Source organism: Burkholderia sp. MSMB1588 (genome assembly GCF_001546925.1).
Taxonomy (GTDB): domain Bacteria; phylum Pseudomonadota; class Gammaproteobacteria; order Burkholderiales; family Burkholderiaceae; genus Burkholderia; species Burkholderia humptydooensis.
The window spans coordinates 247,401-270,969 of the sequence record NZ_CM003770.1; the positions used below are offsets into that span (position 1 = coordinate 247,401).

Annotated in this window: 27 protein-coding genes and 1 pseudogene; 9 read left to right on the forward strand and 19 right to left on the reverse strand. The window is 66.8% G+C overall.

What is annotated here, in order from left to right; all coding sequences use genetic code 11:
• The first annotated feature begins 61 nt into the window (after nt 1-61).
• The 3 genes from WS92_RS00920 (at nt 62) to WS92_RS00930 (ending at nt 2,935) form a co-directional block, all read left to right on the forward strand.
• Nucleotides 62-844, forward strand: a complete 783-nt coding sequence (locus tag WS92_RS00920; RefSeq protein WP_059928879.1) for a sensor histidine kinase — start codon at nt 62-64, stop codon at nt 842-844.
• A gap of 107 nt (nt 845-951) precedes the next feature.
• A complete protein-coding gene (locus tag WS92_RS00925) occupies nt 952-2,292 on the forward strand; it encodes a hemolysin family protein (RefSeq protein ID WP_006027919.1) in 1,341 nt (446 codons plus the stop codon).
• Between the two features lie 37 nt (nt 2,293-2,329).
• Nucleotides 2,330-2,935 (forward strand): thiamine phosphate synthase, encoded by a 606-nt coding sequence (locus tag WS92_RS00930; protein ID WP_006027920.1) that lies wholly within the window; start codon nt 2,330-2,332, stop codon nt 2,933-2,935.
• 154 nt (nt 2,936-3,089) lie between these two features.
• On the opposite strand, the gene WS92_RS00935 is transcribed toward WS92_RS00930, so the two are convergent.
• Nucleotides 3,090-4,739, reverse strand: a complete 1,650-nt coding sequence (locus WS92_RS00935; protein ID WP_015603241.1) for a DUF3459 domain-containing protein — start codon at nt 4,737-4,739, stop codon at nt 3,090-3,092.
• Nucleotides 4,740-5,013: 274 nt separating this feature from the next.
• On the opposite strand from WS92_RS00935, the gene WS92_RS00940 reads away from it, so the two are divergent.
• From WS92_RS00940 to WS92_RS36210, 4 genes and pseudogenes are all read left to right on the forward strand, one after another.
• Nucleotides 5,014-5,727, forward strand: a complete 714-nt coding sequence (locus WS92_RS00940; RefSeq protein ID WP_015603557.1) for a class I SAM-dependent methyltransferase — start codon at nt 5,014-5,016, stop codon at nt 5,725-5,727.
• A gap of 318 nt (nt 5,728-6,045) precedes the next feature.
• Nucleotides 6,046-6,501, forward strand: coding sequence for a YbaK/EbsC family protein (locus tag WS92_RS00945; RefSeq protein ID WP_006027923.1), 456 nt, complete (start codon nt 6,046-6,048; stop codon nt 6,499-6,501).
• Nucleotides 6,502-6,840: 339 nt separating this feature from the next.
• The gene (locus tag WS92_RS00950) at nt 6,841-7,695 is read left to right on the forward strand and encodes an AraC family transcriptional regulator (RefSeq protein WP_059928882.1); all 855 of its coding nucleotides are present in this window, start codon (nt 6,841-6,843) and stop codon (nt 7,693-7,695) included.
• A gap of 39 nt (nt 7,696-7,734) precedes the next feature.
• Nucleotides 7,735-7,908: pseudogene (locus WS92_RS36210) on the forward strand (transcriptional regulator); the annotation flags it as partial.
• A gap of 73 nt (nt 7,909-7,981) precedes the next feature.
• Here WS92_RS36210 and WS92_RS00955 read toward each other — a convergent pair.
• The 15 genes from WS92_RS00955 to WS92_RS01020 all read right to left on the reverse strand — a co-directional run bounded on the left by WS92_RS00955 (nt 7,982) and on the right by WS92_RS01020 (nt 19,634).
• Complete coding sequence (locus WS92_RS00955) at nt 7,982-8,584, reverse strand: LysE family translocator (RefSeq protein WP_006027925.1); 603 nt, start codon at nt 8,582-8,584, stop codon at nt 7,982-7,984.
• Between the two features lie 37 nt (nt 8,585-8,621).
• Nucleotides 8,622-9,029, reverse strand: coding sequence for a cupin domain-containing protein (locus tag WS92_RS00960; protein ID WP_006027926.1), 408 nt, complete (start codon nt 9,027-9,029; stop codon nt 8,622-8,624).
• A 48-nt stretch (nt 9,030-9,077) separates the two neighbouring features.
• Nucleotides 9,078-10,121, reverse strand: a complete 1,044-nt coding sequence (dmpG, locus tag WS92_RS00965) for a 4-hydroxy-2-oxovalerate aldolase (protein WP_015602779.1) — start codon at nt 10,119-10,121, stop codon at nt 9,078-9,080.
• Nucleotides 10,118-11,011 (reverse strand): acetaldehyde dehydrogenase (acetylating), encoded by an 894-nt coding sequence (locus WS92_RS00970; RefSeq protein ID WP_009915723.1) that lies wholly within the window; start codon nt 11,009-11,011, stop codon nt 10,118-10,120. Before WS92_RS00970 ends, dmpG begins: the two co-directional genes overlap by 4 nt.
• A complete protein-coding gene (locus WS92_RS00975) occupies nt 11,008-11,850 on the reverse strand; it encodes a thioesterase II family protein (RefSeq protein WP_006027929.1) in 843 nt (280 codons plus the stop codon). The genes WS92_RS00970 and WS92_RS00975 overlap by 4 nt, the downstream gene beginning before the upstream one ends.
• Nucleotides 11,847-12,791, reverse strand: a complete 945-nt coding sequence (locus WS92_RS00980) for a branched-chain amino acid transaminase (protein ID WP_059928885.1) — start codon at nt 12,789-12,791, stop codon at nt 11,847-11,849. The genes WS92_RS00975 and WS92_RS00980 overlap by 4 nt, the downstream gene beginning before the upstream one ends.
• A 14-nt stretch (nt 12,792-12,805) precedes the next feature.
• The gene (locus tag WS92_RS00985) at nt 12,806-13,489 is read right to left on the reverse strand and encodes an RraA family protein (protein ID WP_006027931.1); all 684 of its coding nucleotides are present in this window, start codon (nt 13,487-13,489) and stop codon (nt 12,806-12,808) included.
• Between the two features lie 7 nt (nt 13,490-13,496).
• Nucleotides 13,497-14,294, reverse strand: coding sequence for a thioesterase II family protein (locus WS92_RS00990; RefSeq protein WP_041862027.1), 798 nt, complete (start codon nt 14,292-14,294; stop codon nt 13,497-13,499).
• A gap of 3 nt (nt 14,295-14,297) precedes the next feature.
• Nucleotides 14,298-15,203, reverse strand: a complete 906-nt coding sequence (locus WS92_RS00995) for a chlorinating enzyme (RefSeq protein WP_059928888.1) — start codon at nt 15,201-15,203, stop codon at nt 14,298-14,300.
• A 94-nt stretch (nt 15,204-15,297) separates the two neighbouring features.
• Nucleotides 15,298-15,558: an acyl carrier protein gene (locus tag WS92_RS01000; RefSeq protein ID WP_006027934.1), complete on the reverse strand. Its 261-nt coding sequence runs from the start codon at nt 15,556-15,558 to the stop codon at nt 15,298-15,300.
• A complete protein-coding gene (locus WS92_RS01005) occupies nt 15,555-17,144 on the reverse strand; it encodes an amino acid adenylation domain-containing protein (RefSeq protein WP_006027935.1) in 1,590 nt (529 codons plus the stop codon). Before WS92_RS01005 ends, WS92_RS01000 begins: the two co-directional genes overlap by 4 nt.
• 442 nt (nt 17,145-17,586) lie before the next feature.
• Nucleotides 17,587-17,871 carry a hypothetical protein gene (locus WS92_RS35480; protein ID WP_171845176.1) on the reverse strand — a complete coding sequence of 95 codons (285 nt, stop codon included), beginning with the start codon at nt 17,869-17,871 and terminating at the stop codon, nt 17,587-17,589.
• 155 nt (nt 17,872-18,026) lie between these two features.
• Nucleotides 18,027-18,392, reverse strand: a complete 366-nt coding sequence (locus tag WS92_RS01010; protein WP_006027937.1) for an ArsR/SmtB family transcription factor — start codon at nt 18,390-18,392, stop codon at nt 18,027-18,029.
• Nucleotides 18,376-18,837, reverse strand: coding sequence for an SRPBCC family protein (locus WS92_RS01015; RefSeq protein ID WP_059928891.1), 462 nt, complete (start codon nt 18,835-18,837; stop codon nt 18,376-18,378). The genes WS92_RS01010 and WS92_RS01015 overlap by 17 nt, the downstream gene beginning before the upstream one ends.
• Before the next feature lie 143 nt (nt 18,838-18,980).
• On the reverse strand, nt 18,981-19,634 hold the full coding sequence (locus tag WS92_RS01020; RefSeq protein ID WP_059928894.1) for a DUF1345 domain-containing protein: 654 nt from the start codon (nt 19,632-19,634) through the stop codon (nt 18,981-18,983).
• A 149-nt stretch (nt 19,635-19,783) separates the two neighbouring features.
• Between WS92_RS01020 and WS92_RS01025 the strand changes: the two genes are divergently transcribed.
• Entirely contained in the window at nt 19,784-20,518 is a 735-nt protein-coding gene (locus WS92_RS01025) for a metallophosphoesterase (RefSeq protein ID WP_006027940.1), read from the forward strand.
• A 63-nt stretch (nt 20,519-20,581) separates the two neighbouring features.
• On the opposite strand, the gene WS92_RS01030 is transcribed toward WS92_RS01025, so the two are convergent.
• The 3 genes from WS92_RS01030 to WS92_RS01040 all read right to left on the reverse strand — a co-directional run bounded on the left by WS92_RS01030 (nt 20,582) and on the right by WS92_RS01040 (nt 22,890).
• Nucleotides 20,582-21,289: an RES family NAD+ phosphorylase gene (locus tag WS92_RS01030; RefSeq protein WP_059928897.1), complete on the reverse strand. Its 708-nt coding sequence runs from the start codon at nt 21,287-21,289 to the stop codon at nt 20,582-20,584.
• A complete protein-coding gene (locus WS92_RS01035) occupies nt 21,280-21,699 on the reverse strand; it encodes an MbcA/ParS/Xre antitoxin family protein (RefSeq protein WP_006027942.1) in 420 nt (139 codons plus the stop codon). The genes WS92_RS01030 and WS92_RS01035 overlap by 10 nt, the downstream gene beginning before the upstream one ends.
• Before the next feature lie 282 nt (nt 21,700-21,981).
• Nucleotides 21,982-22,890: a metal-dependent hydrolase gene (locus tag WS92_RS01040; RefSeq protein ID WP_015603570.1), complete on the reverse strand. Its 909-nt coding sequence runs from the start codon at nt 22,888-22,890 to the stop codon at nt 21,982-21,984.
• Between the two features lie 329 nt (nt 22,891-23,219).
• Between WS92_RS01040 and WS92_RS01045 the strand changes: the two genes are divergently transcribed.
• On the forward strand, nt 23,220-23,561 hold the full coding sequence (locus tag WS92_RS01045) for an FKBP-type peptidyl-prolyl cis-trans isomerase (protein ID WP_006027944.1): 342 nt from the start codon (nt 23,220-23,222) through the stop codon (nt 23,559-23,561).
• The last annotated feature ends 8 nt before the right edge of the window (nt 23,562-23,569 follow it).

Genomic DNA, 23,569 nt, shown 5'->3' on the forward strand with positions numbered 1-23,569 from the left:
CCTGTCCGGTCCCTATAATGTCGATTCGACCGTCATCACGATTTCACACAAGGGAAACACTGTGATTCCGTCCGCCGCCGATCCGGCCGCCGCGCTGCTGCGCGAACGCGCCGCGCGCTATGCAGCCGAGGTGGCGCTGTTCGTCCGCGACCACGCGCTGTCGATCGCGTCGCACGATCTGCGCAGCCCGCTCAACGCGATGCATAGCTGGGCCTACGTGCTCGAGCGCCGGCTCGCGGCGAGCGACGAGAGCCTCGCGCGCGCGCTCGACGGGGTCCGGACCGGCATCGAGCAGCAGACGAAGTTGCTGGAGGCGGTCGTCGACGCACCGCGCGCCGAGACGCGCACGCTGCCGATCGCGCGCGCCGACGTCGCGCTCGACGCGCTCGCCGACGAATGCGCGGCGCTCGCACGCATCGCGCTCGGCGACGCGCGCGGCACCGCGGTGACGGTCGCGTCGCACGCGCGGCCCGCGTCGCTCGATTGCGACCGCGAGCGCGTCGCGCAAGCGCTGTGGTCGATGCTGACGTTCGCGATCGAGGCGAGCGCGCCGGGCGGCGACGTCGCGCTGGACTGCGTCGAATCGGCGGACGCGACGCGCCTGACCGTGACGTTCCGCGCGCAGCCGTCGGCGCTGACCGACGCGGCGCTGCCGCACGCGTTCGAAACGTTCGCGCGGCGCGACGCGCTCGCCGAGCGCCACGGCGAACGTCCTGCGTCGGTGTTCGCGCTCGCGCAGCGCGTCGCGCGCGCGCACGGCGGCGCGTTCGCGCAAGACCCGAACCCACTCGCGGACGGCGCGCGCGCAACGCTCGCGCTGACGATTCCCGCCGCGCGCGCGTAATCGGCCGCGCGCATCGCGCCGCAAAACCGCCGCAAAACCGCCGCAAAACATTACGCCTTCCTTTCCAACCTTATACTGTCGCTTCGTTCATTTCCGGAGTCCCTTCGTTGATACAGATCTTCGCGCTCGTCGGCGCGTTGCTCCTCGTGGCCCTCAACGGCTTTTTCGTCGCCGCCGAATTCGGTCTCGTCAAACTGCGCGCGACGCGCGTCAAGACCCTCGCCCGCCAGCACGGCCTGCGCGGACGTATCCTGCGGATCGTCCATTCGCGGCTCGATGCGTATCTGTCCGCCTGCCAGCTCGGCATCACGCTCGCGTCGCTCGGCCTCGGCTGGATCGGCGAGCCGGCGTTCGCCGCGCTGCTGTCGCCCGTCCTCGCGTTCGCGGGCGTCGAGTCGGAAAAGCTCGTGCATCTGATTTCGCTCGTGTTCGCGTTCTCGGTGATCTCGTTCCTGCACATCGTCGTCGGCGAGCTCGCGCCGAAATCGATGGCGATCCGCCAGGCCGAGAAGACGGGCCTGTGGGTCGCACTCCCGCTCTATGCGTTCTACTGGACGATGTATCCGGCGATCTGGGTGCTCAACACGAGCGCGAACGCGGTGCTGCGGCTCGCGGGGCTGTCCGCCGATCATGGCGGCGACGCGCACTACTCGACCGACGAACTGAAGCTGATCCTGCGCAGCCGCCGCAACGCGGCCGACGCCGCGAAAACGCCGAAGAACGCATACAGCAGCGACGAATGGAACACGCTCGCGCATTCGCTCGATTTTTCGTCGATGACCGTATCGGACCTGATGCGGCCCGCGCACGAGATGGTCGGCCTGCGCCGCGACGTGCCGCTCGCGGACAACATGGAAGTCGTCGCGCGCCACCGCTTCAGCCGCTACCCCCTCTTCGACGACAAGACGCGCGAAACCGTGAACGGCCTCATCCATCTGAAGGATCTGCTGCTCGCGCGGCACGCGGGCGCGGCGCTCGCCGACCTGTCCGACTACGTGCGCCCGGTGCAGTACGTGAAGCCGGACACGCCAGCGCTCGATCTGTTCCGGCGCTTCCGCAAGGGCGCGCCGCACTTCGCGCTCGTCGGCAAGAAGGGCGAGAAGCCGATCGGCTTCCTGACGCTCGACAACCTGCTCGGCGCGCTCGTCGGCCAGATCCACGACGAATTCCGGCAGGGCGATTCGGACTGGAGCCGCCTCGACGACGGCACGCTGATCGGCAAGGGCAGCCTGCCTGTCGTGTCGCTCGAGCAGGCGCTCGGGATCGACATCGACGAAGGCCGCGCGGAATCGGTCGGCGGCCTCGTCATTCAGGCGCTCAACGATCTGCCGACGGAAGGCCAGCGCGTGTCGTTCGAGCGCTTCGACGTCGTCGTGAAGAAGATGATCGGGCCGCGGATCGTGCTCGTGCGCGTGTATCCGAAGGCGTTCAAGGAGGCGGACGAGTGAGCGTGCGTACCGGACGGCGATCGATCAGGATGACGACATGACCGGCCCGCTCGCCCTGCCGCCGTACTACCTGATCACGCCGGAGCCGGACTCGGGCTCCGACGCGGATCTCGCGGCGTTTCTCGACCGGCTGTCGGCCACGCTCGCGACGGGGCTCACGCTCGTCCAGCTCCGCGTGAAAACGCTCGACGCGCCCGCCTACGCGGCGCTCGCCGCCGAAGCGATCGCGCGTTGCCGCGCGCGAAGCGCGCGCATGATCGTCAACGGACCGATCGGCGCGGAGACCGCGCTCGCGCTCGGCGCGAGCGGCGTGCACTTCGGCAGCGCGGCATTGCGCGCCGCGGCCGTGCGCCCGCTTGCTTCGGACTGCCTGCTGTCGGCCGCGTGCCACTCGCTCGACGAGCTGCTGCACGCGCAGCGCATCGGCGCGGATCTCGCGACGCTGTCGCCCGTCCTGCCGACCCTCACGCATCCGGGCGCGCCAACGCTCGGCTGGGCGCGCTTCGCCGAATGCGCGGCGCAAACGCGCGTGCCCGTCTACGCGCTGGGCGGCATGACGCGCGCGCATCTGGCGACGGCGCGCGCGCATCACGCGCACGGCATCGCAAGCATTCGCGGATTCTGGCAGGAAACGATGCGATGATGGGCGCAACGCGCCCGTCGTCGCGTCACGCCGTTTTCCGCCGTCTTCGTCAAACGGCCCTCGCCCGGCATTTCGTCAGGCATCCCGATCGAACAAAGCGAAGCGGAACGGACGCCGCCCGTCGGCGCGACGCCCGCCGAATGACTTCCCCCGCTCAAACGCCGCCCAACGAGCGCGGCGCGACATCCGCATAACGACGCACGTCGTGCGTCAGCGCGTATTGATTGACGTCGCCCGTCAGCCACGCGACGAGCGCATACGGCGGCAACTCGCCCGCGTCGACGCGATCCCGCGCGCGCGCCGGCGTCTCGAACACGACCGTCCCTTCCGGCGCGCCACGGAACGGCAGCGCTTGCGGCGACAGGTTCAGCGCGATGCTGAGCGTCTCGCCGTCGCCGAGCCGCCACGCGGCGACGAGCGCATCGGCTTCGACGCCGTCGATCGTGCGCAGCATCTCGGCGCTGCGCGGCCGCACGTCGACGAGACGCGGCGCAATCAGCTTCGCGCGCACCGCGAGCGCCGATTGCAGGAAATGGCGCCGCGACGCGTCGCCCGCGGCTTCATCGAAGATCAGCGGAATCTGCGGCGTCAGCAGCGACAGCGCGAGCGCCGCGAGGTCCGCCTCGCGCGCGTCGCGCAAGACGCCGTCGGACAGCACGAGCGACGTCAGCGGCAAGCCGACGTCGGCCATCCCGCCGTCGCCGATCGGATGCGCGCGCTGGAACACCGCGCCGTCCGCGGTCAACGCGCGCGCGAGCGCGTGAATCGACTGATGCGTCGACACGCCGTCGCCTTGCGCGCGATCGCGGCGCCCCGTCAGCCGGTACAGTGCGCGCTCGCCGCAGCCGTTCCATTGCGCGTCGAAATGCGTATCGGCAAGGTGCGACGGGTGCCGCTCGCTGCCGAGCACGAGGTGCACGATCCGGTCGGTCGGCAGCGCTGCGTGCACGCGGTCGGCAATCTCGCACAGCCATACGCTGTCGATGCGGTCCGCCTCGCGAATCCGCAATCCGTCGCATCGATATTCTTCGAGCCAGTACAGCGCGTTGTCGCAGAAGAAATCGCAGACCTGCGGATGATCGAGCGCGAGCGGCGGCGCCTGCAGCGGATCGTCGCGGGTGTGGAAGAACGGTTGCGCGTAGCGCCGCATCTCGTCGGTGCCGCAGCCGAAGCGCGCGTAGTCGAGATCGAGCAGCACCGCGAGGCCGAAGCCGTGCGCTTCGTCGATCAGGCGCTTCAGCGCGTCCGTGCCGCCGTATGCGGCAATCGGCGCGAACGGCAGGCTGTCGTCGCGCGCCTGCGGCGCCGCGAGCAATTCGAGCGCGGTGACGCCGAGCTGCGCCAGTTGCGGCAAGCGCTCGCGGATGCCGTCGTAGCCGCCCGCCGCGCCGGGCTGGATCGCGTAGAGCGCGATCTCCTCCCACGGCCGGCCGCGCCAGAACGTATGGCGCCACGTGAACGCGCGCGGATCGACCACTTCGCTCGGCCCGTCGACACCTTCCGGCTGCGAGCGCGACGCAGGATCGGGAATCGTCAGCGCATCGTCGAGCCGATACCGGTAGCGCGCGTGCGCGCCGCAATCGGCGAACGTCTCGAACCAGCCGTCTCCCGCGGGCGCCATCGGCAGTTCGAGGGGGCCGCCCGCGATGTCGAGCACGAGCACCGCGCTCGCATGCGCGGGCGCCCAGACGCGGAAGTGAAAGTGGGTGCGCGTCGTCGCGCCGGCGGCGCCGCAGGGTTGGGCGCCGAACGGCAGGCAATGCGAATAGTGATGCGCATACGGATCGTGAGGACATTCGGACATGATGCGCTCCTCCGGCGTTCAGAGGCATGACGATGCGCCGCTTGCGGCGCGCATGCATGACACGCGTGGCCCGACGAAGAGGGAGCAATCAGTATGCGCCGATTCATGCCGCGATGCGAGTATCGGCGCGGGGTTTTAAACGTGAAGCGACCCTGAAAATAGCCGGTAGCGGCGATACCATGATCGCCACTCGTCTTGTTGCGCGCCGCGCCGACGCCTACGCTGCGGTTTCGCGCGCGATCCCGGCGCGCGATTCTTCAGGAGTCCGACCGCCATGTCCACGCCATCCGGCGCAGCCAAATTCGACCCGTCGCGCGCCGCCGAATACGCGGAGCAAAGCCGCATTGCGCTCGCGGGCTATGACGCGTGCCACGATCTCGCCGCATGCATGCTCGCATCGTCGGTCGCCTCGGAAGCGGGCGCCGCGCAGATCCTCGTCGCGGGCGCGGGCGGCACCGCGCGCGAAATCGTCGCGCTCGCGGGCCTCGAGCCCGGCTGGCGCTTCACCGCGATCGATCCGTCACAGCCGATGCTCGACCTCGCCCGCGCGAACGTCGCGGCGGCCGCTCTCGACGCGCGCGTGCACCTGCATCACGGCTACGTGGACGACCTGCCCGCCCACGCCCGCTTCGACGGCGCGACGCTGATCGGCGTGCTGCACCACCTGCCCGGCGACGACGCGAAGGCCGCGCTGCTCGGCTCGATCGCGCGACGCCTGAAGCCCGGCGCGCCGCTCGTCGTTGCGTGCAACCATCGTCGCTACGCCGAGCATCCGCGCCTGCTGGGCGCGTGGGCACAGCGCTGGCGGATGCATGGGGCGCCGCCCGACGAAGTCGCGCAGAAGCTTGCGACGATCCTGCGCGGCGCCGATCCGCCCGCGTCCGAGGACGCCGTGCATGCGCTGCTCGACGCCGCCGGGTTCCGCGAGCCGGTGCGTTTTTTTGCGAGCCTGTTCTGGGGCGCGTGGATCGCGACGCGCGGCGCGTGAGCGCGGGCATGCCGGCGGCCCGAGATGCGGCGTCGGCTTCGTTTTCGCGCGCCGTGCGATGCATGAACGCTCGGCCCGAGGGCGGGGCGCGTTGCGCCCGCCCGCCCAACGTTTCCGCCGCTTGCCCGTCTTGATCCGCTCCGCGAATGACCGCCACGGCCGCTCGCTGCACAATCGTTCAATACATCGCGCGCCACATGCGCTAGCCTGTCTGCTCCGCGGGTTCATCAACGACGCGGTAGTGACGGTCGTCGAGTTGCCTTTGCGCTCGCCGACCATGCGAAGACAGGCAAACCGGCCGAATGGAGGGCCAAGAACGTGAGTGTTGAATCGGTTCGCCAGTTTCTGGCGGAAAAGGCGCCGGACATCGACGTCGTTCCCTTGGACGAAAGCAGCTCCACGATGACGCTGTCGGCGGCCTGGGACATCAAGCCGGCGCAGATCGCCAAGACGCTCGCGATGAAGGTCGGCGACACCCATTTGCTGCTCGTATCCTGCGGCGATTCCCGTCTCGACAACCAGAAAGTCAAGGCCGCGCTGGGCGGCAAGGCAAAAATGCTCTCCGCGGAGGAAACGGTCGCCGTCACCGGCCATCCGGTGGGCGGAGTGTGTCCGTTCGGTCTCTCGACTCCGCTGCCCGTTTATTGCGACGTGATGTTGAAATCGTACGACTTCGTCGTGCCGGCCGCCGGCTCGACGCACGCCGCGCTGCGCATCGATCCGGTCCGGCTGGCCGAACTGGTCGAGGCCGAGTGGGTCGACGTCTGTAAATAGCCCGCGCGACGGGCCCACCGCCATTGATAGGCCGCTTGACGCGGCGCCAATGCTCCCGTTGCCCATCCTCGCTCCATTCGGCATCGATATCACGAATGCCGCCACTCTCGTCGATGCGAGAAGCAATACGGCGATCGCGCCGACAACGAGACCCCCAGGCCTCTTTGAGCACCCGACGCACCTGATGAAACGCGCGCATCGCCACGGCCACCGCAACGAGCCGAGCCGAAAGAAAGCGCAACGCATCCGGAACAAGCTCGACTTGGTTTACCATCGAAGCTCCAATGCGCCATTTTCTGTTTTGAACAGGTAGCTTATGGAAGCATCACGGAGGCTGTCTTGAACGATCGTGAATGCGACACCGTTCCCTGCGGGAACCATATTCGGATCGGATTCGGCGCCGCGGGCATCGAGCGCGTGGAGGTCCACTTCCTCGATCACGCGTTCTCGCTCCATCGTCACGACACATACGCGATCGGCATCACGCTCTCGGGCGTGCAAACCTTCCGCTATCTCGGCGCAACCCACCACTGCCTGCCGGGTCAGTGTCATATCCTGCATCCGGACGAACTGCACGACGGCTGCGCGGGAACCGACGAAGGCTTCGGCTACCGGATCGTCTATGTGGACCCCGCGCTCGTCCAGGAAGCCCTCGGCGGCCGCATGCTTCCGTTCGTCCGCTCGCCGGTCGTCGAGACGCCTGCCGTCGCCGAAGGGCTCGCGGCCGGCATCTGGAAGCTGGACGAAGAAATCGACACCCTGTCCCGCATCGAGATCGCAGTCGCCGTCGCGAACCTGCTGACGGCCGCCGCCGCGACAAGCGACGCACACAAGACCGGTGCGCTCGCCGTGACCAAATTGACGCGCATACGCGATATCATCGCGTCCCGTCCGCACGAGCCGATCTCGATGGACACGCTCGAGCACGTCTCTGGACTCGACCGCTGGACGATCGCTCGCCAGTTCCGCAAGCTGTTCGGCACGAGCCCGAGCCGCTTTCGCACGCAACGGCAGCTCAATCTCGTGCGTCGGCAGTTGATGGAAGGCGAATCGCTGTCGACCGCGTCCGCCGATGCCGGCTTTTCCGACCAGAGCCACATGTCGCGACACTTCAAGAGCACTTACGGCATCACGCCGGGTTCATGGATTGCCGCGGTGCACGCCCGGCGTTCGCGGCAGCGGACAGGCCGCTGAAAACATCCGGCCGACCGCAGCCGTCCGCACGCCCCGTCACTTTCGGGCAGGGGCGGCAATGCGCGCCACGCCGCCGAGGCGCTGAAGCTGGAGGAGCATGCTGTCCATCAGTTGTTCACGTCGATCGACAAGAGGACGAACAGCGGCCACATCAGGACGAGCGCGAACAAGGCGAAGCCGTCCGGTTTTCTGGCGCCAGGCTACCGCTCCGAATCTGCGCGGCGCAGCGCCCGCCCGTGCGCTCCATCGTCGGTGGCCGCTCGCGGGCATTCGGCCCGCGAGGGATTCAGTGCCCCAACACCGAGTACGCGAGCGACCCCGAAAATGTCGCGAGCACGAGCGACGCGCAACGCATGAACGTCGACGTATGCGCAGCCAACGAACGCTGCGACGTCAGCAGCCCGCCTAGGCTCGACCAGCCGACGCCGATCGGCGCGAGCACGATCAGGAACACGACGACCGCCCATCCAAAGTAGCTGAGCGAGCGAAACGCCTCGAGCGGGAACATCGTGCTCGCGAACAGCAGCGCCTTCGGGTTCATCAGCGTTGCGACGAACAGATCGCCGAAACTGATCGGCCCCGCGGACAGTTCGTGCAGCGCGCGGCTCTTCGTCCACATCTTGACCGCGAGCCACAGGATGTACGCGGCGCTCAACAGCTTGATCGTGCTGAAGAGCCAGGGCCGGCTCGCCGCCACGGAGAGCAGGAAGAATCCCCATAGCGAGATCGCGACGACATAGCCCAGGGCCTCTGCGATCACGAGGTGCCAGGTGCCGCGCAGGCCGACCTTCAGGCCCGACGACAGCAGCAGCGTGTTCGTCGGCCCCGGCACGATCAGCACGAGCGACACGTAGAACGACATCTTGAGCAACGCATCCTGAATGAGCACGGCGCCTCCTCGGTTCGTCGGCTTCGGTTGAGAGTCGTCATCGGCTCGCCGAAGGCGCGGGCGAAGCCGCGGCCGACGTGCCGGCGAAATAGCGATTTCCGCCGGGCGCGAGCCAGTCCGCCCGCACCGGCGTGAACACGTCGAGATCGACTGCGTCTTCGAGACACAGCGCGTTGTGCGGCACGTTCGCCGGAAGATGCAGGATCTCGCCGGGCCCGACCTCGGCCTCGTGCTCGAGATGTTCGCCATAACGGAACAGCAGGCGCCCCTCGAGGATGTAGGTGAACTGCTCGTTCGGATGCGAATGCGTCCCGACGAACGCGCCTTTCTTCAGGTACAGCTTCGCCATCGTCAGCGCCTCGCCCGAGACGACTTGCCGCTCGATCCGCTCGGTCAGCGTCTCGCGCTCGACCCGATTCCATGCGCCGAAACCTCGTTCATTCAAACCGGTCACGATTTCCCCCTCGCTCGATCATGTGACGCGCGTCCGCGCTCACGCGGACAGCTCGCGAACCCGCTCGCCGCCGGTCGCGCGCTGCACGTCCCGTTCGCGTGCGAGACGGCTCGCCTCTTCGATGATGATGTCCTCCTGTCCGGCGACGAGCTTGCGCTCCGCAAGCCGCTTGTACAGCTCGAATTCGTTGACGCCGAATTCCTGCGCGGCTTTCTGGATGTGCGGCACATAGCCGGAGAAGAGGCCGTACAGCCCGCTCGCGATGTTCGCCGGCTGAATGTGCGGCGTCTTCGGATTGAGAAACGCCTCGGTGCCGCGCGCGAGCGCCATCACGCGCTCGAACGTCGTGCGCGTGTCGTGCCCTTCGCGCTCCATCGCGGCGACGAGCGTTTCGAGCTGCGTATTGCCCGCCCCGGCGCCGAAGCCTTTCACGCATGCATCGACGATGCGCGCCCCCGCTTCGAGCGCGACAAGGCTGTTCGCAACCGCGAGACCGAGGTTGTTGTGCGCATGAAAGCCGACGTCGATGTCAAGACCGTCGACAAGACGCTCGACCTTCGCGCGCACGAGCGACGGCGTCGAATAGCCGGCGCTGTCCATCAGCACCACCGCCTGCGCGCCATAGCGCTCCATCAGCTTCGCCTGCGCGAGCAGCACGTCGGGCGGCGCCATGTGCGACATCATCAGCACGCCGAACGCCGTGCGGCCGGCCGAGCGCGTCTGCTCGATGAAGCGCGCGGACACGTTCGCCTCGGTGCAATGCGTCGCGACGCGCACGACGTCGACGCCGATCTCGAGCGCGAGCGCGATGTCCGCCGCCTTGCCGAGCCCCGGGATGAAATGCACGCCGAGCCGGCTCGTACCCAGCGCGGCGCGCGCGGTCTCGAGCATCACGCGATCGCCGATCGGCGTCTGCCCGAGCAGGCACGACGAGCCGCCGAGGCCGTTGCCGTGGCCGACTTCGACGATGTCGATGCCGGCTTCGTCGGCCGCGCGCGCATAGGCATGTATCTGCGCGGCGCTCAGTTGGTGACGAATCGCGTGGTTGCCGTCGCGCAAGGTCGCATCGCTGATCAGTATCATTGTGTGGCTCCTAGTCTGGCGGTTGCGTGCCGATGCGAGGCGACCGCGAGCGCCGCGCAATTGATGATGTCGAGATTGCCCGCGTACTCGGGCAGATAGTCTCCGCGCCCGCGCACGGTGAGGCTGATCGTGATCCTTCCCTGGCTCTCGATCGGCTCGACGACGAGCCGGTAGCCGGGCACGTATTCGCGGACCTTCTCGACCATGTCGGCGACGCACGCGCGCACGCGGTCGAAATCGCGATAGCGCGCGTACGCATAGAGCGTCGTCTGCATCCGCACGCCGGGCTCGGCCGGATTGATGTTGAGGATCGCCTTCGTCTTCTTCGCACCGCTGAACTTCGCGAGCGCGTACTCGGTCGTCGTCATGTATTCGTCGATGTTCTCGCGCGTCGCGATGCCGGCGCTGCGCGACGCGATCGCCGACACCACCTCCAGGTATTCGATCTCGTCGACCGCCTGCTTCAGCGCATACGCGAGCGGCAGGCTCGCCTGCCCGCCGCAGGTGATCAGGTTCACGTTCTGCTCGGCGCCGATGTCGTCCAGATTGATGCACGGCACGCACAGGCGGCCGAGCTTCGCAGGCGTCAGATCGATCACGAACTTGCCCGCGTCGGAGAAGAAGCGGTTGTTGACCTTGTGCGCTGCGGCCGACGTCGCGTCGAACACGAGGTCATACGCATCCTCGTGCGCCTTCAGGAAGTCGAGGCCGTCGCTCGACGTCTCGACGTTGCAGCTACGTGCGAGCTTCAGCCCCTCGCTGTTCGCATGGCGTCCGACGACGAATTTCAGATCGAATTGTTCGGATGCCTTGACTTTGAACATCAGGTCGAGCCCGATGCTGCCCGACCCGAGGATCGCCACCCGCGTGCGCGATGACTTGTTCTTCATGTTCCGCTCTCCTGCGTCAAATGACCCATGCGCGCCGCCGGCTCGCGCATGCCGTTCGGCCCGTTCCGCGCGGCGCGCGCGAGCACGCGCTCCAGCTCGCGGCCGACTTCGGCGAGCACGCCGCTTTCCTCTGCGTGCATAAAGAAATGGCCGCCGGAAAATCCGACATAGCGCACGGCCCCGAGCGTTTCCGCGAGCCAGCCTGACAGCCCGGCGTCGCTCACGAGACCGTCGTTCGAGCCGTGCAGCACCAGCATCGGACAATCGAGCGGCGTCGACTCGACGTAGCGGTACGTCGCCGAAATCGTCAGGTCCGCGCGCAGCCGCGGCAGCCAGAGATCGCGCAGCGCGGGATCGGCGATCAGCGCATCGGGCGTGCCGTTGTAATCGCGCACCGCGGCGATGAACGCATCGTCGGGCAGCGTCTGAATGCCCGCGTCCCGCCACCTGAAGCGCGGCGCGCTGCGGCCCGACGCGACGAACAGCAAAGGCTGCGCGAAGCCGCGTGCGCGCAGCAGGTGCGCGAGATCGAAGGCGATCAGCGCGCCCATGCTGTGGCCGAAGAACGCATACGGCAGATCGAGCAGCGGCGGCACGATGTCCGCGAGCGCCTCGACGACCGGCTCCGCTTGCTCGATCAGCGGCTCGCCGAGCCGATACTCGCGGCCGGGCAATTGCACCGCGACGACTTCGACCCAATCCGGCAAGCCGCCCGGCCAGCTCCGGAAGATCGACGCGGTCGCGCCCGCATAGTGGAAGCAGAAGAGCCGCATGCGCGCGTTTTGCGCTTCGTGAACGATCAGCCACGGCGAATCGACTGCGGCTTCGCGCGCGCTCATGCCCGTGCTCCGTCGCGCGACGGCACCGGCACGGGCGTGAGCCAGTTCCACTTGTCCGCGTGCGTGCCGCGCACGACACCGAAGTACTGATCCTGGATCGCCTTCGTCACGGGGCCGCGCTTGCCGCTGCCGACCGGCATCCGATCGACCGAGCGCACCGGGCAGATCTCGACTGCGGTGCCCGTGAAGAAGATTTCGTCGGCAAGATAGAGCATTTCGCGCGGGATGCTCGTTTCCGTCACGGTGTAGCCGAGGTCGCGCGCGATCCGGATCACGCAGTTGCGCGTGATGCCGCTCAGGATGCTGCTGCCGATCGACGGCGTGAAGATCTCGTTCTTGTGGACGAGAAACACGTTCTCGCCGCTGCCTTCGCTGACAAAGCCGTTCGTATCGAGCGCGATGCCTTCGCTCATCCCGTTCTCATGCGCCTCCATCACGATCGCCTGGCCGTTGACGTACTGGCCGCCGATCTTCGCGAGCGTGCTAGCCGCCCCCGCGCCGTTGCGGCGCCAACTGCTGACCTGCACGTCGACGCCCTGCTGCAACGCCTCGTCGCCGAGATACGCGCCCCACGGCGTGGTGATGAGCAGCGCCTCGGCCGGACATTGACGTGCGTCGAGCCCGAGCGACTCGCCCGCGCCGCGATAGACGAGCGGCCGGATGTACGCGCTGCGCTGGCCGTTCGCGCGCAGCGTCTCGACCGTCGCTTCCATCCACTGCCCGACGCTCATCGGCGACGGAATCCGCGCGACCTTGCAACTGAACAGCAGGCGCTCGAAGTGCTCGCGGCCGCAGAGGATCGCCGCCTTGTCACCGATCTCGTACGCACGCACGCCCTCGAACACGCTCGTCCCGTAATGCAGCGCATGGCTCATCACATGCACCTGCGCACGCTCCCACGGCACCAGTTCGCCGTTCTTCCATACGTAGCTCGCTTTCATCGTTGTTGCGCTCCTCACATGACGTTGTATTGGTTGAATGCATCGACGACACTGCGCCCCTCGGCGATCGCGCCGCGAACCTTGCGCTCGAGCCGGTTCTTCGCGATCGCACGCGTGATCACCTCCTGCTCGGCTTCGCGTGGAATCACGCAGACGCCGTCGCCGTCGCCGAAAATCAGATCGCCCGGACGAATCCGCACGTGGCCGACGGTGATCGAGCAGCGATAGTCGACGACGTTGTGGCGGCCCTGCAGCCCGTATGCGTACGTGCCGTGCGCGAATGCCGGCAGATTCAGATCGAGGATCGTGTTCGCGTCGCGGACGTGCGCGTTGAGCACGACGCCTGCCGCACCGAGATTGCGCGCGCGCGTGACGAGCAGGTCGCCGAGCCGCGCAACCGCCGTCGGGCCGCCGCCCGCGATGTAGACCTCACCGGGGCGCAGCGCCTCGACCGATTCGAACAGCAATCCGAACGGTTTCGCGTCGTAGCGCTTGAGGCCGCCGTGCGGCACGGGCGGCTCGTCCTGCACCGGCATCGCGCGGCCGATCATCACCATGTCCCGCCGCAACGGCCGGATCTCCGGCGGCAGCATCGGGTAGGCGAACCCGAGCAGTTCCATCACGTCGCTGACGGGGCAGGTAGAGAGCTCGGCGCGCATCAGCGCGAACAGCTCGTCATCTGAATTCCACTGCGCCATTTGTCTGTCATCCGATTAGAGTGGAGCTCGCGTCGCTCAGGAGCGGCTCGAGCTCGCGGTTGATGTGGTCGAGCACCGACGCCTCTTCGTCGTGGATGAAGAAGTGGTCGCCGGCAAACCGGTACCGAGCGAAGCTGTGCTGCGTCTCGCCCGCCCAGCGGGCGAGACCCGCGTCGTGCACGAGACCGTCGGCGGCGCCGTGGAAGACGACGATCCGGCAATCGAGCGGCGCCTGCCGCTCATACCGATACGTCTCGAACACCGCGCCGTCCGCGCGTATCCGCGGCAGCAGCAGCTCGAGCAGCGCCGGGTCCTGCAGAATCGCGTCGGGCGTGCCGTTGCAGCCGCGCAGCACTTCGACGAACTCCGCGTCCGACAATCGATGCCGAATCACTTCCGGCTTCACGTCGGGCGCGTTCTGCGCGGACGCGATCAGCAAGCGCGGCTGCGGATAACCGCGCGCGCGCAGCACCCGCGCAACCTCGAAACCGATCAGCGCGCCCGTGCTGTGCCCGAAGAACGCGAACGGGCGGTCGAGCAGCGGAGCGAGCGCATCGACGAGCGGGGACGCGACGTCGTCCATCGCGTACAGCAGCGGCTCGTTCAGGCGATTCTCGCGGCCGGGCATCTGCACCGCGACGAGCTCGACGTCGTCCGGCAGCGCCTCCTCCCAGTGCCGGAAGATCGAGCCGCCGCTGCCCGCGTAGTGAAAGCAGAACAGCCGGATTCGCGCATCGGGTTTCCGTTCGTCGGCGCCGAACAGGAACCAGCGGGCCTCGCGTGCATTCATGTCGGCGCCGTCCATCGCTTACGCGACCGCCGCGACGGCGGCAAGCGGCTTCGTCACACGGTTATGGCCGTAACGGTCCTCGCCCGCCACCAGCACCGTCGAGTAGCGCTCGAGCGGCAGCACTTCGCCGAAGTGGTGGAACGAGTCCTGCCCCGCGTAGACCTTCACGTGCGTCGGCACGAAGCGCGTCGCCCAGCCGAAGCGCACCGAGTCCTTGCTCGTGTTCGGGTTCGAGCCGTGCATGCAGCGCGACGTGAAGATGAAGAACTGGCCCGGCTTCACCTCCATGTGCACCGCGCGCGACTCGTCCGGCTTCCAGCTCGGGTCGAGCTTCAGCTTTTCGTAGTCGTAGCCGTAGAAGCCCGATTTCTGGCCGTCGTCGAGCACGCGCTTGTTGAAGTTCTCCGGCTCGAACGGGATGTTGCGCTTCTCGTCGAAGTACCAGGTGCGATGGCTGCCGGGCATCAGCTTCAGGCAGCCGTTCTCCTTGGTCGCCTCGCTCATCGCGATCCAGGCGGTCAGTTCCCACGGCCGCCCTTCTTCCTCCGCCGTCGGCTCGAGCTTCTCGGTGCCTTCGAACTCGACGAAGCTCTGGGCCTGGTGCCAGTCGGTGCCTTCGTCCCCCGGGTATTTCGGGAACCACTCGGTGCGCCAGCTCAGCACGTCCGGCCCGAGGATGCTCGAGATCCGGTCGACGATCTTCGGATGGCTGATGATCTGGTTCAGCGAGAGCATGTCGAGATGGCGGTCGTAGTTGAGCTTGCTGTCCGGGAACGCCGCCTTCGCCGTGTCGAGCAGGTCCATCCGCACTTCTTCCCAGACGCGGGTCATCTCCTCCGGTTCGTACAGCGTGAAAGGGCCGGCGTAGCCGTTCTCGTAGAAGAATTTCTTCTCGGCTTCCGACAGGTAAAAACGCTTTTGCATATCAGTTCTCCTAAATATGGCGTAAAGAGCCATGTCCTGAAAAATCCGCTTGTCGCGGCCGCCGCTTGCGCGGCCCTTGCAATGCCCTGCGGGATCAGCCCGCGACCGGGGCCGCTGCGCTGCTCATTTCGCGCAGCGTATCGATCTCGGCGCTCAACGCCGCCACCGTCGAGCGCGTCTTGTCGAAAAACAGCCTCGGCGACGGCGCGACGCCCGTCTGCGCCTTGATCTGCTTGAGCACTTCGACGAGATTGAGCGAATTGCCGCCGACGTCCAGAAAACGGGTATCGCCCGTCACCTTCTTGACGCCGACCACGCTCTCCAGAATCTGAATCAACATCGTTTCGGTATTCATGAATTCACTTCCTCCTGGTTACTTTCGTTGATGCGGTGTTGCAATATCGACAGAAGCGCTTTGCGATCCGTCTTTCCCGACGACAACTGCGGAAACTGCTCGAGAACCGTGACGTGGCGGGGCACCATGTAGGCGGGCAGTTCCGCCGCAAGGCGCTGCCTGATTTCGTCGACCTTGCGGCCGGCGTCGAGCGACGCGCCGCGATCGAACAGCACGCCGGCGGCGAGCAGCGTCTCGCCGTAGCGCGATTCGAGCAGCACCACCTCCGATCCGTACACGTGCGGCACGCTGTTGATGACCCGCTGGATTTCGCTCAAATGAATCCGGTAGCCGCCGATCTTCACTTCGTTGTCCTTGCGGCCCATGTAGTACAGGCTGCCGTCGGCGAGATACGTGCAGACGTCGCCCGTCCGGTAGAACGGCACGCCGTCGAGGCGCACGAGCCGCGCCGCCGTTTCCTCCGGCAGATTCCAGTAGCCCTGCATCACCTGCGTGCCGCCGATCATCAACTCGCCCGGCACGCCCGGCGCCGTGATTCGGCCGCCGCCTTCGTCGACGAGCAGCGCTCGCACATGCTCGAGCGGCTTGCCGATCGGATAGAGCGTGCGCCGCTCCGGCTCGATCTCCCGGATCACGTGTGCGGTCGCCGCGCAGGTCGCCTCGGTCGGACCGTATGCGTTGATTACCTGCACGCCCGCGTTCTTCCTGAGCCAGCGCTGGATCGTCTTCACGTCGGGCACGTCGGTGCCGGTGAGGATCGTCTTCAGATGCGGCAGCGGCGCGGATTCGAATTCTTCCGCCTGCGCGATCAGGCCGAGCATCATCCCCCACGCGGAAAAGTGCGTGACGTCGTGCGCGCGGATCGCGTCGAACAGCAGATCGGGCGCGTTCACGTCGTCGTGCACGTACAGCGAGGCGCCCTGCGCAAGCGGAAACAGCATGTCCATCAGGTACACGTCGAAATTCAGCGGCGAGAAGCTCGCGCAGCGCGATTGCGACGTGACGTCGTAGACGGAGCGCGTCCCCTCGAAGAAGTCCACGATGCTGCGATGGTTGATCAGCACGCCCTTCGGGCGGCCGGTCGAGCCCGACGTGTAGATGCAGTACGCGATCGCGCTCTCGTCGAGCCGCGGCAGCGGCAACGGCTGCACGAGCGCGTCGAGCCGCGGCGAATCGTCGTCGGCGAGGAGCCGATCGAGCTCGCTCAGCGGCACGATCGGCGCGGCGCACGGCAGCGCGTGCTCGATCGCGTCGATCAGATCTTCGTCGGCGATCACGAGCGCCGGCGCGACGTCGTGCAGGATGTAGCGAAGGCGGTCGGCCGGCATGCGCGGATCGAGCGGCACGTGCACGCAGCCCGCCTTGAACACGCCGACGATCGCCGCGACGAGCAGCGCGCGGCGGCTCGCGAGCATCACGATGCGCTCGCCGGGGCGGCAGCCCAGATCCTGCAGGCGCAACGCGAAGCGAGTGCTGAAACGGTCGAGATCGGCGTAGCCGAGATCGCCGCGAGAATCGGACAGCGCGCATTTGTACGGCGTCGCGAACGCATGAGACTGGATTGCTTGAATGATGTGTCTGGCCATCTGGCTGAATCCTCTTTGCGATGTCTCTTCACGGGCACCTTCGAGATTCAGGCGGCATTGCGCACCGGCAGACGGCGGAACGACACGGCATGCGCGCTCGCGCTGCACGTTCGTTCGTCAACGACTACCGGCCCCTCGTCGTTTCACTGCTTGCTGCTTTCTCTCTGACTGCTGGCTGCTTTTTTTCGAATCGCTCGCCGATGTGCCGTCGATTCCCCCCAAGGAGCGGATTCACGTGTGCGCGGCGTCGCATCGAATGCGTGTCGTTCGTCGCCGCATTCAATGGTTGATAGGCTAGATGAAATTCCCTGCGGAAATACTTAGATTACTTCCGGAATATGTGCATGCCATTTCATCGCAATTGGAGAATAAGCATCGAGGCAGATATTTAAGCGCTTATTGATTTTTATTTTTGGTCGCACAATCATTTTCGGCGACTCAATCAATTGGCCGGCGTGAAGCCACTGCGCGCGCCAAGTGCGCATTGCGACGAATGAAAGGCCGTGTCGCGCTGCGTTTTACGCGTGCCCAAAGCTGTCGAAATGGAGATCGATGCGAACCAGGCGTATTCGCCGATTGGTTGGCCGCCATTTCGGCTGTGCTCGCGATGCAATCGAAAGCGTTCTATTTCACCGGCCAATAATCGACGAACGATGACGATGCGATATGCGGCGAAGCTCCCGTGTGGCGGCAATGGACAGCATGTGCGCACTGCCGCGCTTCGCATGTCTTGCGCGGAAGCGTCCGCGCGGATTCGGCAGCATGCGTCGTGACGTGGGCATCGGCGCGACGCGTTGCTCGACGACGGGCATTCGTTCGACCGCCCCTATCGGCCGACGAAGCCGACCATTCGTGTCCGAAGGCGGCGAGGCCATGCCGCCGTCATCCTTCGACGGCCTGCTTGAGCCGCAGCAGCGCCTGATCCCACTGTCGACCGATCGTCTCCAGCGCCGCGCGCGCGACGTCGATCCGCGCGGGATCGAAGCTCCACAGCCGCTCGCGCCCGACCTTCGCGTCGCGCACGAGCCCCGCTTGCGCGAGCACCAGCAGATGCTGCGTGACCGACTGGCGCGTGATGTCGGTGCCTGCGGTGATCTGCGCGATCGACAGCGCCGTGCCGGCGCACAACGCGGCGACGATCCGCAGGCGAGTTTCGTCGCCGAGCGCAGCGAACACCGCCGCGCAATCGCGCAACTGCGCACGCTTGAGCGGTGCGCGCGACGGCCGGCCGTCAGCGCGCGTCGACATGCGCGGCAATGTTCGTCATCTGCTCGTCCCAGCCGCCGCTGTTCATCCGGAATGCGTCGGCGCGGCGCTCGATCGGCAGCTTGTCGAAGCCCGATTCGACGACGGTGAGCAACGTGCCGCCTTCGACGTCGGCAAGCTCGAATGTGACGAGCGTCGGCGCCTCCTGCGAGTAGTCGACGGCCGGATCGACTGCGGCGGGATGCCAGCGATACGAGAAACGATGCTCCGGCTCGATCCGCTCGATCCACATCTGCAACACCAGATGCTCATAGCCGGGGTACATGATGCGGCCTTCCACGCGCCGCCCCGCTTCGAACGCCTGCCCTGCCAGATCGACGCGAAACCACGCGCCGAATTCGTCGGCGTTCGTCAGCGCGCGCCAGACCCGCGAGCGCGGCGCATTCAGCACGATCCGCCTTTCGATACGATCGGTCGATGTGTTCATATGCAGCCTCCTGGCTGCATATTAGGCAGCGCCTCCGTGAAATGCAAGGAAATGGCTGCATATTCGAGGCTCGCGCGCCGGCTCGTTCCGCCCGTGCGAACGCGACGGCTGACGCGCGACATGCAACGTCCGCGCATTCGGGCTCAGCTCAGCAAGCCGGCCGCGACGTTGACCGACAGCCCGAGCACGGCCATGTTGAAGTAGAACGACAGGATCGATTGTGCGAGCGCCGCGCGCCGGATCGATCGCCCGCGCAGCGATACGTCCGACGTCTGCGACGCAACCGCGATCGTGAACGAGAAGTAGAGGAAATCCCAGTAATCGGGCTCGAGCTCGCGATCGGGAAACGCCATCGCGCGCGCCTGCGTCGGCGAGAGATAGTAGAGCCGCGCATAGTGCAGCGTGAAGATCGTCGGAATCAGGAACCATGCGCCGAACATCGTCGCGCCCGTCACCGCGTAATGGCCGAGGCCGGAGCGGAACCCGACGCTCTTCACGCTGACGAGCTCGAGCACGATCGCCGCGATGCTCGCGACCGTTGCAAAACAGATGATGGTCAACACGATCGTCGCGTTCTCGTCCTCGCGCATCGCGATCTCGCGCACCTTGCGATGATGCGCGCGCACCATCCTCACCCACATCAGCGCGAGATACAGCCAGATCGTGCAATCCCAGCCGATCAATGCGCGCGCGAACGGCCGCAGCGGATACGGGAACAGCAGGCCGAACGCGACGCCGGCAGCGGCCGCGATCATCATGCGCGGACGATTGCGCAGCACTTGCGGGTAGAACGTCATGGTTGTTCGTCGAAACGATCGAAAGTCGGGTGAAAGACAGCGCCGCTGCTGCGGCTCGGTAAAAACCGCGCCGCGGCAGCGGCGCGTCGCAGCGATTATCGTCATGTTCTCCCGCTGCGCCAAGCGCGGCTGTGTCCTAAGATGGGCGAATGGACACCGCTCCCCTGATCCGTCGCCATACCGCGAACCATGCCGGCCGCGATTTCGTCGTCGGCGATCTGCACGGCTGCGTCGACCCGCTGCGCGCGCTGCTGCACACCGTGCGCTTCGATCCGGCACGCGACCGGCTGTTCTCGGTCGGCGACCTCGTCGACCGCGGCGCGCAGTCGGAGGCAGCGCTCGCGCTGCTCGATCGCCCGTGGTTTCATTGCGTGCTTGGCAATCACGAGGACGCGCTCTGCTCGGTCGCGGACGGCAAGCTGCCGATGAGCGTGTGGAAGCGCATCGGCGGCGAATGGGCGGCCGACCTCCCCGCCGGGACGCTCGAGCGCTACGCCCGGCGGCTGCGCGAGTTGCCGCTCGTGCGCGTCGTCGGCGAAGGCGACGAGCGCTTCAACGTGCTGCACGCGGAATTCTTCGGCAGCGACGCCGATCTCGACCGCGGCGACTACGCGCCCGACGTGATCACGCGGCTGCTGTGGGGCCGCGAGCTTGCGTACGGGCGCACCGACCCGGCCGCGCGGCAGATCGGTCTATCGACCACCTACTGCGGCCATACGCCGATGCACGACGTCGTGCGCATCGGCGCGCAGACGTTCGTCGACACGGGCGCGTTCGATCCGTCGGGCCGGCTCACGCTGCTCGATGCGAAGAGCGGCGAAAGCTGGTCGATGTCGGTCGCGGCCGCGCGCCATCAGGGCGCCGCCGACGTGCCGCTGCCGTGACGCGCGGCGGCTGAGCCGGCCCTCGACGTCGCGACGCAACCACACCGCATGCCGTGCGCGAGCTCAGCCGACCTGATTCAGCTCGAACACCGCATCGACCGCCGCGCCGTTCCAGTTGTATTCGAGATACGCCGCGTGGCGGCAATCGTGCAGCAACGTCGTCCTGAACGCGGCGAGACATTCGCCGCCCGGGTCCCGCACCGACGGATACGCGACGCCCGCGCCGCCCGCGTCGCGCACCACGCGGCCGAACGCCTGGCCGGCCGAGTAGTCGACGAGATCGAGGAGCGCCGGATCGCGCTCGCGCCACATGCGCACGTCGGCGACCTCGCCCTGCGCGGCCACCGTGTAGAGACGCATCTGCTGGCGCATCGGCGGCTCCTTCGTCGCGGCGAGGAACAGCGACGTGTGATAGCGCGTCTCCGCGATCGCCGTATTGCGCGCGCGGGCGCAATAGAACACGCCATAGCTGCCGTCCGAGAAACGGCTGCCGTTCGGATTCAGGTGCGTGAACGCCGCCATGATCGGCCCGTAACCGGGCCCGAAGCGCCGCTCTTGCGGCGGCACGAGCTCGAGCATGCCGACCTCGGTCCGCACGCGATCGTTGGTCAGCGCCTCGAGTGCGTAGAGCGCGTCGAAATCCTCGGCCGAGGCGACGCGGTCGAACAGGTTGATCGCGGGAAAGCGCGTGGGAATCACGCGGTAGGCGGGCGTCCAGTCGAGCGCCGCGGTGGGCCAGTTCGTCTGCCGTTCCGGAGAATTCACGCCCATCCGCCTCGCGCCGCGTCGAGATATTGCCGCACCGCGACGAGATCGCTGACGTTCCCCGCGAGCATCCGGTCGAGCGCGCGCCGGCCGTTGAACGGCGCGGCGTCGTTCGGCCGCTTGACCCACGCATCCGCCGCGGCCGGCTGCGGCAGCAGGATCTGCAGCGCCTTGTAGATGCCGAGTACGAGCGACAGGCGCTCGAGCGTATCATGCGTGAGGCGCGCGGTTTGCGGCGACGCCTTCCATTTGAAGAACGTCGAACGGCCGGGCGAGCCCAGCAGGACAAGCTGCTCGTCGGTCGACAGATCCCAGTCGCGCGCGATATTGAAAAACGCGCGCAGACCGGCCGCCGACATTTGCTCGACTGTCGCCGCCGGCGGATTCGGAAACGGCTTCAGGGCGGGACGGGACATGGCGGTTAGTCTCGAAATGAATCTACTAACAAGATTAGTCCATTTCGGGATCTTTGCAAGAAAAATGATGGCGGAACCGAATAAGCTGCGGATTGGGGTTTGATGGGGTCTGAGTTGAATGGCCGTCGTCCAGGCCGCGTTGTCCCGGTCGTTGTCGGCCGCTGCGGCGGCTGCCTGCCTCCGCCCGCACGCCTTCCGTGCTGGTTCTCTATCCGTCTCTCGCGCAATCGCCCCGCCTACGGTCCCACGAATTCGCGGCGACGGCGAATCGCCGGCATTTGCTCACGCCGGCTTGGCGCCGTCGAGGTCGACGGGCGGCAGCGTCTGCGCGGCGCGCGCCTGCGTCGCCTCGACGATGCCGTCGACGCGCGCGAGATGGTGCCGATTGTCGTGGTCCCACGGATGGAAGCCCGGCCGGAAGAAGCTCAGCCACTCGCGCGCGATCCCCGGAAACATTCCCCGCCGCGGACCGTACAACAGACAGACCACGCGCCAGAGGCCGCGCACGCTCTTGTCCGACGTCCGGTCCCAGCGGATCAGTTGCGAATGGATCAGGAACACGTTCGGCCAGAACGTCATCGTCGTCAGCAAATACACGCCGACGCGAATCAGGTAGCGCTTCGGCCCCGGCTTCATCACCATGTTCCAGACGTCGAACGACACCGCCTTGTGCTCGGTCTCCTCGAGCGCGTGCCACAGCCACATCTGCCTGTAGCCTTCGTGCGAGCCGGCGAGCGCGGCGGGCTCGGTCAGCAGCCAGTTGGCCAGCATCGCCGTATAGTGCTCGGCCGCAACCGTATGCGCGAGCTGCACCGAATGCGGCAGCACCTTCTTCATCCAGCCCGTCACCTTCCATACGCGCCTGTCGACCGTGCGCGCCGGCAGCCGGTTCGCCTGCATCAGTTCGTTGTACTCGACGTGCTCGCGCGTGTGCATCGCCTCCTGGCCGATGAAGCCGAGCACCTGTTGCTTCAGCACGGGATCGTCGATCCGGTCGCGATAATTGCGCACCGAATCCATGAAGAAGCGCTCGCCCGCCGGAAACAGCAGCGACAGCGCGTTGAAGAAGTGCGAGACTTGCGAGCCCTGCCCGTGCCAATTCGTCGCGCGCTCGACCGGCAGATTGAAGCGCAGGTCGCGACGCACGGGCATGACGAACACCGGGTCCGTCGACTTCGCGGGTCGATTCATCCACGTCTCCTCATATCTTCGATTTGCCGGGCCGGCGGCGGCGCGCAAGCCGATCGTATGGTCGCTCGCCCAAACGATTCGCCGTCGATACGCCCGCCCGGGGATCGCGCGCCGAAAACTGCCGCCGACCTTTACATTAATAACTGAAACAATATGGCGAGGAGCCGTGGATAAGCAAGGCGCGAGTTAGTGGCGGTCTTCCAAACGCGCAGGCGCGCGGCAAGCGCCGGGCCGCGAAACCTGCACGAAGCCGGCCCGCCGGGAAATTCGGTCGAGATCGTGCGGCTCCCCTACAATAGCGGATCATTTCGATCCTTCAGGAGCAATTCATGGCAGTCGTCACCACCGAATCGGGCCTCAAATACGAAGACCTGACCGAAGGCGCGGGCGCCGAGGCGCGCGCGGGCCAGACGGTGAGCGTGCACTACACGGGCTGGCTCACCGACGGCCAGAAGTTCGATTCGAGCAGGGACCGCAACGATCCGTTCGCATTCGTGCTCGGCGGCGGCATGGTCATCAAGGGCTGGGACGAAGGCGTGCAAGGGATGAAGGTGGGCGGCGTGCGCCGCCTGACGATCCCGCCGCAGCTCGGCTACGGCTCGCGCGGCGCGGGCGGCGTGATTCCGCCCAACGCGACGCTCGTGTTCGAAGTCGAACTGCTCGGCGTCTGACGCCGGCA